Genomic DNA, 14758 nt, shown 5'->3' with positions numbered 1-14758 from the left:
TTACAGTTGTACCCTGTTGACTGTAACGACATATTGTTATGGTGCGCGATTTTGATGGTTCTATACTAGCGCTAAGGCAATGCTTATGAACGCCCTTCCTGCCACGAAAGACAGATCATCTATGTCTCTTCATACCTTTTTATTGTCTAAAAATACATCATTAAAGCTTGCGCTTAGTGCGCTCTGCATATGGTCACTTGCGGCTTGTCAACCGACTGACAGCTCATCCGCTGATAAGAATGACACGCAGGCTGGTAAGCAGGATGATAGTTCATTGTCTACTGAGCGCAGTCAAAACATCGAAGCGCTGGCTGGGGTATCCATGCAGCAGCTTGCTTCCTTTGACCCGCAAGAGATTAAGCAAGGCGGTGATACTGGTATCAGCATTACCAGCGCTGAGAGTTACTCAAAACCCTCGTCAAACCTCACCGCCTCACGTAAAGGCTCTTTTTTTATTGGCAATGCATTCTTTCAACAACCGTGGGTGGTAGCGCCTGCTAGCACGGACAGCCGTGACGGTCTTGGTGCGTTATTCAATGTCGCTGCCTGCCAATCGTGCCACGTCAAAGACGGTCGTGGTCACGCGCCGATGAGCAGTGAGGACGATGCTGATAGTTTATTAATACGTCTGTCTATGCCAGCGACAACAGATGAGCAGCGTCAGCAATTGCAGAATTCCCAGATCGAAAAAGTGGTGCATCCTATGTATGGCGGTCAGTTACAGGATCGCGGTATTCAGGGTGTACCGGCCGAAGCGCGAATTGCGGTACAGTGGACTGATAAGCCAGTGACCTTTGCCGATGGTTATGTTGAAACCCTACGTGCGCCGACCTTTGAGTTGACCAAACCCGGCTATGGCGCATTCGATGATGAGATGATGGTCTCGCCGCGCATCGCCTTGCCAATGATTGGTCTGGGCCTACTTGAGCAAATTCCAGACGCAGACATTAAAAAACAAGCCAGCCAAACGCCTAATAATAAAAATAGCGATGGCATCAGTGGTAAGTTTAATTGGGTGATGGACCCGCAAACGGGCAAGCATGCGCTCGGTCGTTTTGGTTGGAAGGCCGGTCAGACCAAGCTGATTACGCAAAACCAAAGTGCCTTTAATGAGGATATGGGGCTGACCTCAAACATTCGTCCACATGAGTCTTGCATGCCGAGCCAAACCGCTTGTATTAAAGCGACCACTGGCGCTGATGAGCAAGGTAATGGCAAGACACCGGTCGAAGTGAATGATGAAGTCGCGAAGTTTGTAGAATTTTATACGCGGAACTTAGCGGTGCCACATCGCCGCAATGCCGATGATAAATTGGTGCTGGCTGGTAAAAAACGCTTTTATGATATGGGCTGCCAGAGTTGTCATACGCCAAGATATCAGTTGCCAAAAACTGACGACGATCATCTTGAGCAGCATGGACAAGTCATTTATCCTTACACAGATTTGCTGCTGCATGATATGGGTGATGATCTTGCCGATCGTACGATAGCGGGTAAGCTACCGGCAAAAGATGCACAAGTTGAGTTTTTGGCCAACTCATATGAATGGCGTACGCCGGCATTGTGGGGGATTGGTCTGGCTCAAACCGTCGATCCACAAGCGACCTTTTTACATGATGGTCGCGCGCGCACGCTGATGGAAGCGGTACTATGGCATGGCGGTGAAGCAGAAAAACAACGCCAAAAAGTATTGAAGTTGGACAAGCAAGGACGCGCAGAATTAAACGCCTTCTTAAAATCATTATAAAGGTGATATAAATTATTACTTATCCCATTACCGAGAAACTTATGAAAATAAATCCTGCATTAGCAATGGCGTTATCGGCACTGAGTGCTGGATTACTCATCAGTTGTGTCAAGCCTGCCGATGAGAATAAAACAGCAGAGGTGGATAGCCAAACCGTCGCGCAAGATGGCGCTGCCTCAAATAGTACGGCCGCCGATAGCGCGAATGACGAACAGATAGTCGCCATAGATATCAGCGCGGAGACCGAAAAAACCTATCTGACCCATGTGGCTGAAGACATTGTCATTCCGGCTTATGCAGATGCAGCGAAGCAAAGTGGTTTGTTACATGATTTGGCGCAGAAGCATTGTCAGCAAGCGCCTGTCAGCAGTGATGAGTTACAAGCGTTACGTGCTCAGTGGCTGGTGCTGGCGCAAGCATGGGCGAGTGCTGAGATGATCAACTTCGGTCCTGCGACTGCTAGTATGAGCAACTTGTACATTAACTATTATCCTGACGAGCGCGGCTTGGTACACAGTGGGGTTGCAGAGCTAATCGCGGCCAATCCAAAACTAACCCCAGAGCAGCTCGCTAACGAGAGCGCTATTGTGCAAGGCGTACCAGGTCTGGAAGAGGCGCTATTTGCCAATGACAGCTTGAATGCTGCTCAATGTGCTTATGTAGTCAGCGCCAGCGCGGCACTAAGCACGCGATTAAAAGACATCGAAAGTAACTGGCAGCAGAACGCCACGACTTTACTGGCGATTGATAAAACGGCTGATAGCGATCAAGGTTTGAACCAGTGGTTTAACGCTTTATTGTCATTGATTGAGACGATGAAGACCAATGCTATTGATGAGCCATTAGGTCTTACAGGCAAAGCCAAGGGTCATCTGCCTGCTGCTACCGCTGGACAAAGCCGCGCTATTATTAATGCTAAGTTGGCTACCTTGAATAAAACGCTGACTGACCCAGTATTGACGGCCATTCTTGGTAGCAATGATGAGAATGCTATTGCGGCCAGTCTATCAAGCGAGCTGGCTGATACCACCACGCTATTGGCGCAGATGCCAGAGGATTTAGCGACTGCCGATAAAGCCAAGCAGCAAGAATTGTTTGATCACTTTACGACCATTACCCGCCTGATGAAACGCCAATTGATTCCGACCCTCGGTATCCGTGTTGGCTTTAACAGCAATGATGGCGATTAAGTCATGCAAACCTCTGAAGCCTATACAGCTGCGATAGCTAAACGTCATAGCGCGTCCTCTAAAGCAACGCCTAGACCAGCAGACAAGCGCTCAAATCATGAGCCGCTGATGACTTCGGCTTTGACTACGCTTGGTAGCGTACTGGGAACGGCGGCATTGGTTGGTATCCATCATCACTATCGCAAGCAGCATCAGCCTGAAGCACGATTGCAGGATTATGTGTCGGGTGTGCGTGCTCAGCTGCATACATTGCAAGCATCGCCCAAGCCCCAGTTGACCCGCCTTCGCTATGCCTATCAGCAAGCATCTGCTGCGTGGCAACGAGCTTATCATGATGATATCGATGATAAAAATCGTGATAGTAAAAATATCGTCACTGAGCTGACGGCAATACATAGCACCATTATGTTGGCGCGTCCAGTATGCTGGGTCAGTGGCGTAGCGTCGATGCCACAGAACCGCTCATTGATAAATAACGACGATAGCAATGATGATAGTAGTAATGATGAAACTGGCTTTGGGGTGGTTGGTATCGATGCAGACCGACAAATCGTTTGGCAGACCACCATGCCTGAGCGTGTCCACGATATCGTTGTCCAGCCAATCCCTAATATTCAAAATAGACAAAACGATCAAAACAAATCAAATACTCATAACTGTCCACGCGATGTTGTGGTGCTGGGTCGCCGCCCTAGTGAAAAGTTTTGGGTATTAGATACGGCGATAGGGCAAGTAAAATTCGCTATTACAGCGGCTGATAATCGCCATTTTTATGGACATGCTTGCTACAGTTTGGACGGCTCAACGCTATACGTCACTGAGAATGATACGATAAGCTTGGCGGGTAAAATTGGTATCTACGATGCTCGTAATAATTATAGCAAAGTAGCCGAGTTTGACACGCATGGTATTGGGCCACATGAGTTGATCATGCATCCAGATGGCGAGACGTTGGTCATCGCTAATGGCGGTATCAAAACAGAACAAGCCTCGCGTGAAGAGCTGAATCTCGATACCATGCGTCCATCTTTGGCTTATTTGAATCGTCATGACGGAACGCTGATTGAGCAAATTACTCCTGAGCACAATCAGATGAGTGTGCGCCATTTGGCCATACATGATGATGGCACGGTGATGATTGGTATTCAGTTCCAAGGTGAAAAACATATCAATGTGCCGTTAGTCTTGACCCACTATCGCGGTGATCCCGACTTTAAACCATTGATTATGCCTAACAATCAATGGCAACGCTTCCATCAATACATTGCCAGTGTCGCGGTTGATAGTGAGCGCAATCTGTTGTGTGTGACCACACCAATTGGCGGCTGTGCGGCGATTTATGATTTAAACACACGTATGCTGATTGATGCTGTGCGTTTGCCAGATTGTGCAGGAGCCTCGCTATTCGCGGGTCAGGTATCTGGTCAGGCCAAAAACAAGGATGGAACATCAGGTTTTATCGTCAGCGACGGGCACGGGAAACTGACAAGATTGTGGGTCAATACGCTATCAGTAGAGACATCGGATTTAGCAGAGTTAGATTCCAAGAATACAGCTGCTATTATTGTGCAGGACAGTCAGATACATAATATGTCTTTTGACAATCATCTGCAGGCAGTCTTAGCATAAGTGGTATAAAAGGATAAAATCACGATGCCGCAACCGAGTACGTCGCTCGTATTAGATTTGGCCAGACAACAGCTGGCACAAGCGGGTATTGCGCTACACGTGAGTAAAAAACGCGTCAAAAATATAAATTTTCGCCTAAAGCCTCATGCGCTTATGGTTTCTGTACCGATGTCTATCAGCGCCAGCCAAATCGCTCAAGCTGTCGATAAGCGTGTCTCATGGGCGCTAGACCACCATCCGCAAGTATTGGCACGCTACCATCGCAACCAAACCCCGAAACCTGAAGCTTCAAGCGTAGACAGCCCCGTTAGCTTGTGGGGTATCGTACAATCGTTCACCCTCAGTCACGATGAAAAAATGGCTTATTATCGGCAACAACTTACGGAAGTAAATCCGACGCTATTCGCTAAGTGGCAGCCAATAGTCGGTGCTACCGCTAACGAAGTACGACTGAAAAAAATGCATACGCGCTGGGGCAGTTGTAACACTCGCGCGCGCCGAATTTGGTTGTCCGTGTATCTTCCTGCTTATCCGATTGAATGCACCGAATACGTCATCGTCCACGAGCTGTGTCACCTGCATCATGCCAATCATAGCAAGGCATTTTGGCAGACGGTAGCAGCAGCGATGCCAGATTATCAGCAGTGGCACAATATGCTGGCGGGTAAAACGGGTCAGTTAGACTAAAGGTCTCACGCAAATCATATAAAGATAAGCGCGCAGCCTGATATGATAAATGCTCATGGTACACCGCCTGTTATTTAAATAATCAAGCCAGATACAAGGATGTCAGATGAAAAATGTCAATCAAGCCGAATTTTGGCAGCAGCGTTATGAGACTGGTAGCATACAGTGGGATATGGGACAGGTGTCACCACCGCTAAAAGCTTATATCGACCAACTGCCAGCCACTGCGAAAGATCAGGCCATTTTAGTGCCGGGTGCAGGCAATGCGTATGAGGTAGGTTATCTACATGAGCAGGGTTTTACCAATGTTACGTTGGTCGATTTCGCTGCTGCGCCGATTGAGACTTTTGCTGAACGTTATCCTGATTTTCCCTCCAAGCATTTAATTTGTGCAGATTTTTTTCATTTATCAGCTGAGCAATATCAATTTGATTGGATACTCGAACAGACGTTCTTTTGTGCGATAAATCCGTCACGTCGTGATGAATATGTCGAGCAGATGGCAGCGTTATTGAAGCCGCAAGGCAAGCTGGTTGGCCTACTTTTTAATGTGGATTTTGGGCGTGATGAACCACCGTTTGGTGGCACAATAGAGGAATATCAGCAGCGCTTTGAGGCGTATTTTGATATAGAGATTATGGAGGCCAGCTATAATTCGCATCCTGCACGCCAAGGCAGCGAGTTATTTATCAAGCTGCAAGCGCAGTAATCTCACGCTTGATATTGTCCCGAGCTGGCTTTTCTAATCGCTCAAAGTAAAAATCAGTCAAATACAGTCTTGAGTGCGCCAGTAGTCCTTTTAGCACAGCTGTGCGTCCGATACGGTAGTCCGTCACTGGCACATGTGCATATTCTTGGCGTACTGCAGATGCATACAGTTCATATTCAGACCACGCAGCACCCAACATACTTAAATCCATATCTAACAAATAAGCCGCATCGCTGCGTTTATTAGCATCCAGTAATTCATCAAGTTGATGGGTAGCCGTCATCATAATCAGCGCGTAGATAAGTTGGCATTGCTCAGTAGTCAGATAAGGACTTAACGATTCCACCGCATATTTTGCACTTTTAAGCTCATTATCTGAGCGCGTCGGCTCGTATATCACATCGTGATAATACAATGCTAAAGCGATAATATGCGGCTCATAAAGATGAGATTTAACTTGCTCAAATTGGGCAAACAACTGCTCAATATGGCGCAAGGTATGATAAGCGCGTTGAGGTTCGTTGTAGCGGATAGCGACTGCTTGCCAAAGCGCTTGTACTTCCCTTGGATCAATATTATTAGCAATGGCAGCTAAATGCATGGCGAAGCGCTGACCAAGGTCGGACGTTACGTGCGAGACATCATTCATATTTACCCTCACTTGCCTAACATGATTAACGCCTCATAATCTCAACAGTTCACTCAGCTTTTATTAGCTGATTCTTCAAAAGCTTGTTTAAACACTTTGCCCAGTAAATTTACATCGTCGACACGCGCATAATTCAAACGGGTGACAAAGGCGATGTGGCGATGTGGGCCTTTTTCTGCCAATGGCACTGCGACCGCATTTTGGTTTTGTAGATGTAATTGATCCAGCGCCATTTCAGGTACCAATGTCGTACCCATATTGGCAAGTGCCATCTGAATGAGGGTGTTGAGACTGGCGTCAGAAAAGCTCGACTTCATCTGTGCGCGATCAAAATGACATACTGATAGCGTCTGATCGGTTAGGCAATGTCCTTCACCTAACAGCATAAGATTGGCCGTAGCGAGCTCGTCAGAATTAATGGTCTCAAGCTTGGCATGGACATCGTCTTTTGGGAATACCGCAAAGAAGTCTTCACTCCAAAATTCAAAACTGTGCAAGCCCTCTACGGCATAGGGTAGCGCAATGATGGCTGTGTCAATATGACCGTAACGCACTTGCTCGAGTAAGCGTTCGGTTTGCTGCTCAACGATGGTCATACGAAATTCTGGATAATTGGCTCGCAGCGCTGGCAGGACTTTTGGCAGCAAGTAAGGAGCAATCGTTGGAATAATACCGACAGTCATCGGGTAGGCAAGTGGCGTTTGATGACTGTGCGCACGGGTGGTCAAGTCGCTCACTTCAGAGAACACCCGCTGCGCCCGCGTGAGGATGTCTTGCCCAATAGGGGTAATGAGCACCTGCTTGTTATTACGCTCAAAAATCTGCGTGTCTAATTGTTTTTCCAATTCTGCGATACCTAAGCTCAGCGCAGACTGCGAAATATTACAGTCTTCCGCTGCTCGTTTGAAATGACGATGTTTAGCGACCGCTAAAGCAAACTCAAGTTGACGTAAGGTAATCATAAGACCTCTTTTATTGTTGGTTTTTATGCAAGTGATGATACTTATGCCTCTTGGTCATTATCGAAATTTACCGATAGCGCACTGATGACATGAAGTAGATAGAATAGTTTAACAAGTTTAATAAAACAAAACATCACATTAAAAACTTTTAACTGGATTAACCATAGAATTCGCGTATAGTTTGTCAGGTAGCCCAGATAGTTCAAGGCTTAACGGAAACAATCAAATAAATAATCACAATTTTATTCAATCATACTTAATCAAAAAAGGAGCCAATCATGGCGTCTATTATCAATCAAGAAATCCCAGAATTTTCAGCAGATGCATACGTAAACGGTGAATTCAAAACCATCACTTCAGAAGACGTAAAAGGTGACTGGGCGATTTTCCTATTTTACCCAGCTGACTTTACCTTTGTTTGCCCAACTGAACTTGAAGACATGGCAAACCATTATGAAGAGCTTAAAGGTTTGGGCGTAGAAGTGTATTCAGTATCGACTGATACCCATTTCACGCACAAAGCATGGCATGACTCTTCAGAGGCTATCGGTAAAGTGACCTATCCAATGATCGGTGATCCTACTGGTAAAATCACCCGTGGCTTTAACGTGATGATCGAAGAAGCAGGTTTGGCTGAGCGCGGTACTTTCTTAATCGATCCAGATGGTTTGATTCAAGTTGCTGAGATTCATGCTGGCGGTATCGGCCGTAGTGCAAAAGACATGCTACGTAAAGTAAAAGCAGCACAGTATGTTCGTGAAAACGACGGCGAAGTTTGCCCAGCAGCTTGGGAACAAGGCGGCGATACATTGAAGCCAAGTCTTGACCTAGTGGGTAAAATCTAAGTCAGTAAAATCTAAATAGTTATCTAACTATTTAAAGAGAGGTAGCGCTGTTTTTATTATTTTTTAATTTGAACCAGCGCTATAAATAAAGACCCCATCAGCTTACGTTGATGGGGTCTTTTTATGTTGACAGTCTATATTTTTATTGTTGTTTGTCAATAATAAATAAGCGATTACGCTTGAGATTGCATTTTATTTTTATCTATGGTTTTGTAAATCTCATCTTTGAGCTGGAGCTTGCGCCGCTTCATTTGTTCGATTTCTTCATCGCGGCTGGCGTGTTTGACCACGTCATTTTCAAGCTTGTTGATTTGCCTATCCAGCGTGGTGTGTTCATCGAAGATACTCGCAAAGTGCGTATTTTTTTGTTTGAGCTCATCGATGATGTCGCTGTGGTCTTGCCATTTATCAGTCATGGTCATGTTGTCATCCTTGTTATTTAGCGTGTGCTTAACATAAGCAGTGACGCGTTGTGGTTAAGGCAGATTATGATTGTGAGACTTGTTGATTATAAAATTAAGATTTATAAAACTAGGGCGTGTCATCATTTAGATTGTGAGGCTTAAAATGAGGAAAATTGCAGCCAAACAAGGAAGGAATTGCCGTAAATATGAACATATTGACAAGATTTCTGACGATGTTTGACTAAATTTAGCCATTTTAAGACCACTAAATGTATCAATGTGCTAATTGATGACATTCCCTAGATGTAAGAAATTCTTAGCAGTAATTTTAGGGCGTCTCCTCAATCTGAATGAGTATGCTCAGATGAGATCAAAATGAAGATACGCCCTAATAAATGAAGCATTAAGCGTGAGATTGCGTTTTGTTTTTATCGATTATCTTATAAATCTCATCTTTAAGATGTAGCTTGCGCCGCTTCATTTGTTCTATTTCATCATCACAGCTGCTATGTTTTATTAAATCCTTCTCAAGATAATTGATCTTTTCATCAAGCTGAGTATGCTCGGCAAAAATACTCGCAAAATGACTGTCTTTTTGCTTAAGTTCAGCAATGATTTCTTTGTTATCTGTCCTTGTATCAGTCTTTCTCATCTGGTCATCCTTGTTATGAAGCGCAAGCTAACGATTAGCATCAGCGCATTGTCGTTAAGATCTATGATTGTGAGACTCGATTATTATTGAACCAAACCGCTATTACTCTCAATAGTGATAAGGCTTAATACAAGCAAAAATAGCCTTTAATAAGCATGCATAAAAGCCAGGTTTCCGCTAGAAAACAGGAATTATTCCTATTGCTCTTACTCGATTGTAGCGAAAAAACCCTGTTGATACTATGAGAATAATCTTCTTGTAAGTTTAAATTTAATTAAAAATGACAGTTAATGATTGGTTTTATAAAACATAAGATTTGGGTTTCTCAGCTTGCTCAAACTCATGAAACCTATGATAATAGGGACATCGAAAGGTACAAGCCTTATCCAAATAACACTTTAAACAATATTACTGACTCCAGATTTTCCATCTTTACACGTGCAACCACTTAGTTGTCGTTACATATTGAATAATAATGAGGAACAAACATGATAGATCAAAGTTTATTAGATGCTGTCAAAAGCTATAGCGAGAATATGACCCGTCCCATTACCTTTGTATTGGGTAGCGGTGAGCATGCAAAGCGCGCAGAGTTGATTGATTTTTTGACCAAAATTGCTGGTACGACTGACAAGATTAATTTTGATGTCGACGCTAATGACGACAGCTTATCGAGTCCCATTAGCTTTAAAGTCGTCAGCCATGCTGATGACGCGTTGACTGATACGGGTATCGTCTTTAGCGGTATTCCTGGTGGTCATGAGTTTACCTCGCTTATCTTGGCAATCTTGCAAGCGGGTGGTCATACGCTAAAACTAGACGAAGGCATTCAAAAGCTGATTAAGCGTTTTAATAAGCCACTACAGTTCCAGACTTACGTGTCGTTATCTTGCCACAGTTGCCCAGAAGTCGTGCAAGCGTTGAATCAATTTGCCTTATTGAATGACGGCATCAGCAATGAGATGATCGATGGCGCGTTATTCCAAGAGCAAGTAGAAGCAAATAACATCCAAGGCGTACCAGCGGTATTTTTAAATGGTAAACCTTTTGCTAATGGTTTGATTGATACGGCCAAGTTGATTACCAAGTTGCAAGAGCAGTTCCCTGACTTGTTGGCAGAGGGTAGTGCAGACGATGCTGAGCAATTAGAGCAGCAAGATGTCACTATTATCGGTGCAGGCCCTGCTGGCGTTGCCGCTGCTATCTATACCGCGCGTAAAGGCCTAAAAGTGACCATGGTCGCTGATCGTATCGGTGGGCAGGTCAAAGATACCCAAGATATCGAAAACTTGATTTCTGTACCATTGACGACAGGTACGCATCTATCAGCAGACTTTGTCAAACATTTAGGCGAATACAATATCACGCTGAAAGAACACGTCAGCGTCAAAGAAATTGGCGAGACTAAGGAAGAGAACTATAGTATTCACCTCAACACTGGTGAGACGTTTGAGACGCGTAGTATCATCCTAGCGACGGGTGCTCAGTGGCGTAAGCTTGGTGTACCGGGCGAAGAAGAAAACATTGGTAAAGGCGTGGCTTACTGTGCGCACTGTGATGGACCCTTCTTTAAAGGTAAAGAAATCTCTGTCATCGGTGGTGGTAACTCCGGTGTCGAAGCGGCGTTAGACCTTGCGGGTATCGTGCAGCATGTGACGGTGCTTGAGTTCGCTGATGATCTAAAAGCGGATCAGGTATTGATTAACAAAGCCAAAGAGAAGTCAAACATCGAGTTTATCACTGGGGCGGCGACCAAAGAGATTAAGGCTACTGATGGTAAAGTCAGCTCTATCGTCTTTGAAGATCGCAAAACAGGTGAAACTCATGAGCGTGATTTGTCCGGTGTCTTTGTACAGATTGGCTTAGTCCCTAATACTGGATTTATCAAAGGCTTTGTTGATTTAAACCGCTTTGGTGAAATTGAGATTGATGAGCGCTGCCGTACGGATCGCAAAGGTATCTTTGCTTGTGGTGACGTCACGACTGTGCCATTTAAGCAAATTAACATTGCGATGGGCGAGGGTTCAAAAGCGGCGTTGAGTGCTTTTGAGTACTTGGTCATGCAGTAGATTATTTAGCTTTAAAGTTAGTTTGAGAAGCCACCTCTTTTGAGGTGGTTTTTTTGTGAAAAATGTTTTACTGCTTGTTAAATAATATAAGTTGACGTATGTTTGTTAATATTTTTTTTATGAGAACTTAATAGTGAAAAATAAATGTGCAATCAACAAAAATAGTCATTGGGCTAAATGTCTGGTTTTTATATCGTTTATATTTAGTGTAACCAATGCTTATGCAGGGCAAACCGTCAATGAGATTCTGAATGAATACTATCCCATCTATAATGAGACAAAGCAGTGTCAAGGTATTATGGCTAATAACGGTTCATCATCTGGCGAAGAAACACCGCATCAAAGCGGATATTGCATAGAGATTGATAGACAACTGGAGGTACGAACCAAGCAAGGTAAACGGTTATACATATCAGTCATTGGTGACGTCGCTTTTCATGAAAATGGTGCTGCGGCATATAGTTCTCACGCTGATACTGGTCTAGTGGGTATGTTCGTTTTAAAGCCACAAGGTTCCGGTTGGGAGGTGGAATACGCTAATCCAGTGATGAATGCAGGCGCTTCTGGTGCAGGACTAAAAGACTGGAAGCTGATACGAGTTGCCCCTGATATTTGGGGATTTATTAATATTCATAGTGATTCGCACTACATTCAATCTTTTTCTAAATACGTATTAATGACACCAGACCCTAAGTCAAAAAAAGTGATATATAGTCATATAGCTGCGAAAGCAACTACAGAAAACAATCCTATAGCACCATCTGGCTGTAGTAAAGATAGAAAGGTAGAATATTGCACATTATTGAAAGCCAAGCTCAATATCGATAAAACGACGCTGATAAATGGTTTTTACCCGCTAGAGATTACAATCAGTGGTCATAAGTATAACTATAACGGTTCAGAAAAAAAGACCTATAACAATCAGGTCTATAAAATAAAATACGAGCCGAAAAAAGGGTATCAAAAGCCCAAAGATTATCCCGTATAGTGATATCATCAGAGTCATTTACTGAGCCAATTGAGGTAGGTATGATGCACGCCAAATTATATGGATCAATACTCATGTTAAGGTTATGTCTTAGTTTTGGATTACTAGGTTTTGTCACAAATGCCTCTGCTGCTGATAGCGTGATGGATATCCTCAAGCCGTACTATCCGATTTATAATGAAGCATTAGGGTGTCATGGTGCGATTGCCCCTTCTGGTTCCGTAAGTGGTTTAACTAGAGAACCTTATATGACCGGCTATTGCATCGATATTGATCGGCAAAAAGTCATAGAGACGGATAAAGGTAAACGCTTATATATATTAATTACAGGCGATGTTAGCTTTGATGAAGATGGTAAAGAAGTTTTACGCGGTCATGGCGCTAGTGGTTTAGTCGGTATGTTTGTTTTAAAACCTAAAGGTGAAGGTTGGCAAGTTGAGTCGGCCAATCCTTATATGAATGCAGGTAGTTGGGGGCTTGGTTTAGGGGGTTGGGGTTTAGAACAGTTTGCCCCAAATACGTGGGGCTTTATGAACGAGCATGGTGATACGCATCAAGGTTACACGAGTACCAGCTTTGTGATATTGACGCCAAATGGTCGCGGTATAATGGAGAACTGGATTGGCGCAGGTTTTGATAGTGATGGTTCAGACAGTTGCGGTGGTAAGGGACAGCGTCTGTGTAATGATAGGAGTGCTGATTTAGAAATTGATACCAGTAAAACGGTAAACGGGTTTTACCCTCTAAAGCTAACTGTGAATGGATATAATCAGGGTAAAACCTATAAAAATAGTATCTTTTCCATCAACTACCAAAAAGACAAAGGTTATATAGAGCCTAATGAATATCCTTTGAAAGATAATTATTAGGCTTGTTTTCAATGATTCACTTTTGGTCAGCCAACACCCCAACCACCGACAGTATCTCACCTGCTTCATCCTCTTTGATGACGCGTGTCTCTTTTAAAGCTGAATCGATCCAAGCTTGTAGATGAGGATTGTTTAACATCGTTTCACAATACTGTTTGGTCGTTGGTTTTAATACTATGTTAGAGGCATCAGTATAAGTCTGCAAGCGTAGCACTACTGGCGCAAAAAAAGCATCGGCAGCCGTAAATTGACCAAATAGATAACTGTTTTTTGAGCGATTTTTTAAACAATCCGCAAAAATCTCTTCGACACGAGCAATGTCAGTCAGGCAAGCAGCGCTGGGTTGTATCCTTGCTGTAGCTCGGATATTCATCGGCATGTCACTACGAATGCCCATCAGCCCTGAATGCATTTCGGCGACGATACTTTGGCAGTAGGCGCTATTTATTCTGTTGCTATTATCAATATTGGACTTATTCAGTCCTATCCAAATATCCAAGTTTGTCAAATAATCATTGGCGTGAATGGCAATCGCTAAAGTATCCCATACCATAACTCTTTCATCATTCTCGCCATAGACTAAAACGGGTACTTTACCTGTTGGCGCATGCTCATCGAGAATCGGTGTCGCTGAGGGATGAAACAGCTCAATCACTTGCTCCTCAAAATCAATATTAAAGGCTTTGAGTAATAGCCAAGCTCGTAATGACCAAGAGGAATAGTTTTTATTGCCGATGATGAGAAGTGGTTTTTGCATCATAAAATCCTATCAAATTATATAAATAAAATTTGATTATGTACCCAATGCTGAAAATTGACCAGTCTATAGTTTAGTAATCCCAATAAAAAATGCCCATCCAAAATTTGGACGGGCGTTTTTAAAACAGCGGTAATTGTATTTAGATCAATATCAATCGTCTAACAAATCCATGCGCTTAGCGGCTTCATAGATACCGGTTGAGCGATTACCAGTACGGCAAAATATCAAGACGGGTTGCTCGGCTTGATTAAAAAAGTCAGCAAACTCTTCAACATGGTTTTGATTGAGCTCGCTACCAGCGAATGAGACTTCTTTATAAGCAAGTCCTGCTTCCTTGGCAGCTGCTTCAATCTCAGCACTGGTCGGTTGTCCCAGTTCTTCGCCATCAGGACGATTATTGATAATGGTTTTGAAGCCGTTTTCGGCAAGCATAGGAATTTGATCAGGGGTAATTTGTCCCGTAATACTGATTTCGTGGCTCATAAGAGCTCCTTTTATTGTTTATATGAAAGAGTAAAACATTTGTTATAGAAATACAGCATATAAGGTTAGGCTTATTGCAGTCATTTCTAAAGAGACCGTATGTAAGCGTTATAGT

At 43.7% G+C, this 14758-nt stretch carries 15 protein-coding genes; 9 read left to right on the top strand and 6 right to left on the bottom strand.

Annotated features, from left to right (window positions below; genetic code table 11):
- Positions 1–85: 85 nt before the first annotated feature.
- The 5 genes from ACSUPM_RS11640 (at position 86) to ACSUPM_RS11620 (ending at position 5962) form a co-directional block, all read left to right on the top strand.
- On the top strand, positions 86–1747 hold the full coding sequence (locus ACSUPM_RS11640) for a di-heme oxidoredictase family protein (RefSeq protein ID WP_350587905.1): 1662 nt from the start codon (positions 86–88) through the stop codon (positions 1745–1747).
- A 41-nt stretch (positions 1748–1788) separates the two neighbouring features.
- Positions 1789–2937, top strand: coding sequence for an imelysin family protein (locus tag ACSUPM_RS11635; RefSeq protein WP_025652344.1), 1149 nt, complete (start codon positions 1789–1791; stop codon positions 2935–2937).
- 3 nt (positions 2938–2940) lie between these two features.
- The gene (locus ACSUPM_RS11630) at positions 2941–4566 is read left to right on the top strand and encodes a DUF1513 domain-containing protein (protein ID WP_025652346.1); all 1626 of its coding nucleotides are present in this window, start codon (positions 2941–2943) and stop codon (positions 4564–4566) included.
- Between the two features lie 24 nt (positions 4567–4590).
- Positions 4591–5253: a M48 family metallopeptidase gene (locus ACSUPM_RS11625; RefSeq protein WP_025652347.1), complete on the top strand. Its 663-nt coding sequence runs from the start codon at positions 4591–4593 to the stop codon at positions 5251–5253.
- A gap of 106 nt (positions 5254–5359) precedes the next feature.
- Entirely contained in the window at positions 5360–5962 is a 603-nt protein-coding gene (locus ACSUPM_RS11620) for a methyltransferase domain-containing protein (RefSeq protein ID WP_025652348.1), read from the top strand.
- On the opposite strand, the gene ACSUPM_RS11615 is transcribed toward ACSUPM_RS11620, so the two are convergent.
- Both ACSUPM_RS11615 and ACSUPM_RS11610 read right to left on the bottom strand, forming a co-directional pair.
- Positions 5943–6611 (bottom strand): HD domain-containing protein, encoded by a 669-nt coding sequence (locus ACSUPM_RS11615; RefSeq protein WP_025652349.1) that lies wholly within the window; start codon positions 6609–6611, stop codon positions 5943–5945. The genes ACSUPM_RS11620 and ACSUPM_RS11615 overlap by 20 nt on opposite strands.
- A 53-nt stretch (positions 6612–6664) precedes the next feature.
- Complete coding sequence (locus tag ACSUPM_RS11610) at positions 6665–7573, bottom strand: hydrogen peroxide-inducible genes activator (protein WP_025652350.1); 909 nt, start codon at positions 7571–7573, stop codon at positions 6665–6667.
- A gap of 278 nt (positions 7574–7851) precedes the next feature.
- Between ACSUPM_RS11610 and ahpC the strand changes: the two genes are divergently transcribed.
- On the top strand, positions 7852–8418 hold the full coding sequence (gene ahpC / locus ACSUPM_RS11605) for an alkyl hydroperoxide reductase subunit C (protein ID WP_025652351.1): 567 nt from the start codon (positions 7852–7854) through the stop codon (positions 8416–8418).
- A gap of 173 nt (positions 8419–8591) precedes the next feature.
- On the opposite strand, the gene ACSUPM_RS11600 is transcribed toward ahpC, so the two are convergent.
- Together ACSUPM_RS11600 and ACSUPM_RS11595 are read right to left on the bottom strand one after the other, a co-directional pair.
- Positions 8592–8840, bottom strand: a complete 249-nt coding sequence (locus ACSUPM_RS11600) for a YdcH family protein (RefSeq protein ID WP_025652352.1) — start codon at positions 8838–8840, stop codon at positions 8592–8594.
- Between the two features lie 385 nt (positions 8841–9225).
- Complete coding sequence (locus tag ACSUPM_RS11595) at positions 9226–9474, bottom strand: YdcH family protein (RefSeq protein ID WP_025652353.1); 249 nt, start codon at positions 9472–9474, stop codon at positions 9226–9228.
- Between the two features lie 488 nt (positions 9475–9962).
- Here ACSUPM_RS11595 and ahpF point away from each other — a divergent pair, with 488 nt between their 5' ends.
- The 3 genes from ahpF to ACSUPM_RS11580 all read left to right on the top strand — a co-directional run bounded on the left by ahpF (position 9963) and on the right by ACSUPM_RS11580 (position 13400).
- The gene (ahpF, locus tag ACSUPM_RS11590; RefSeq protein ID WP_025652354.1) at positions 9963–11543 is read left to right on the top strand and encodes an alkyl hydroperoxide reductase subunit F; all 1581 of its coding nucleotides are present in this window, start codon (positions 9963–9965) and stop codon (positions 11541–11543) included.
- A 133-nt stretch (positions 11544–11676) separates the two neighbouring features.
- A complete protein-coding gene (locus ACSUPM_RS11585; RefSeq protein WP_025652355.1) occupies positions 11677–12531 on the top strand; it encodes a hypothetical protein in 855 nt (284 codons plus the stop codon).
- A 74-nt stretch (positions 12532–12605) separates the two neighbouring features.
- Positions 12606–13400, top strand: a complete 795-nt coding sequence (locus ACSUPM_RS11580; RefSeq protein WP_025652356.1) for a hypothetical protein — start codon at positions 12606–12608, stop codon at positions 13398–13400.
- Between the two features lie 16 nt (positions 13401–13416).
- Here the strand turns inward: ACSUPM_RS11580 and ACSUPM_RS11575 are convergent, their stop codons facing one another.
- Both ACSUPM_RS11575 and ACSUPM_RS11570 read right to left on the bottom strand, forming a co-directional pair.
- A complete protein-coding gene (locus ACSUPM_RS11575; protein WP_201582994.1) occupies positions 13417–14157 on the bottom strand; it encodes a glutathione S-transferase family protein in 741 nt (246 codons plus the stop codon).
- A gap of 153 nt (positions 14158–14310) precedes the next feature.
- Entirely contained in the window at positions 14311–14643 is a 333-nt protein-coding gene (locus ACSUPM_RS11570; protein WP_436879964.1) for a TIGR01244 family sulfur transferase, read from the bottom strand.
- Positions 14644–14758 lie beyond the last annotated feature (115 nt).

Origin of the sequence: Psychrobacter okhotskensis (assembly GCF_965638355.1) — a bacterium.
Classification (GTDB): domain Bacteria; phylum Pseudomonadota; class Gammaproteobacteria; order Pseudomonadales; family Moraxellaceae; genus Psychrobacter; species Psychrobacter okhotskensis.
Note: the sequence above shows the minus strand (reverse complement) of the source record. Positions and strands in the feature narration are given on the sequence as shown.

Coding starts and splice junctions, on each gene's coding strand:
- ACSUPM_RS11640 (WP_350587905.1), top strand. CDS start 86: ATGAACGCCCTTCCTGCCACGAAAGACAGATCATCTATGTCTCTTCAT.
- ACSUPM_RS11635 (WP_025652344.1), top strand. CDS start 1,789: ATGAAAATAAATCCTGCATTAGCAATGGCGTTATCGGCACTGAGTGCT.
- ACSUPM_RS11595 (WP_025652353.1), bottom strand. CDS start 9,474: ATGAGAAAGACTGATACAAGGACAGATAACAAAGAAATCATTGCTGAA.
- ACSUPM_RS11575 (WP_201582994.1), bottom strand. CDS start 14,157: ATGCAAAAACCACTTCTCATCATCGGCAATAAAAACTATTCCTCTTGG.
- ahpC (WP_025652351.1), top strand. CDS start 7,852: ATGGCGTCTATTATCAATCAAGAAATCCCAGAATTTTCAGCAGATGCA.
- ACSUPM_RS11620 (WP_025652348.1), top strand. CDS start 5,360: ATGAAAAATGTCAATCAAGCCGAATTTTGGCAGCAGCGTTATGAGACT.
- ahpF (WP_025652354.1), top strand. CDS start 9,963: ATGATAGATCAAAGTTTATTAGATGCTGTCAAAAGCTATAGCGAGAAT.
- ACSUPM_RS11570 (WP_436879964.1), bottom strand. CDS start 14,643: ATGAGCCACGAAATCAGTATTACGGGACAAATTACCCCTGATCAAATT.
- ACSUPM_RS11625 (WP_025652347.1), top strand. CDS start 4,591: ATGCCGCAACCGAGTACGTCGCTCGTATTAGATTTGGCCAGACAACAG.
- ACSUPM_RS11630 (WP_025652346.1), top strand. CDS start 2,941: ATGCAAACCTCTGAAGCCTATACAGCTGCGATAGCTAAACGTCATAGC.
- ACSUPM_RS11615 (WP_025652349.1), bottom strand. CDS start 6,611: ATGAATGATGTCTCGCACGTAACGTCCGACCTTGGTCAGCGCTTCGCC.
- ACSUPM_RS11580 (WP_025652356.1), top strand. CDS start 12,606: ATGTTAAGGTTATGTCTTAGTTTTGGATTACTAGGTTTTGTCACAAAT.
- ACSUPM_RS11600 (WP_025652352.1), bottom strand. CDS start 8,840: ATGACCATGACTGATAAATGGCAAGACCACAGCGACATCATCGATGAG.
- ACSUPM_RS11610 (WP_025652350.1), bottom strand. CDS start 7,573: ATGATTACCTTACGTCAACTTGAGTTTGCTTTAGCGGTCGCTAAACAT.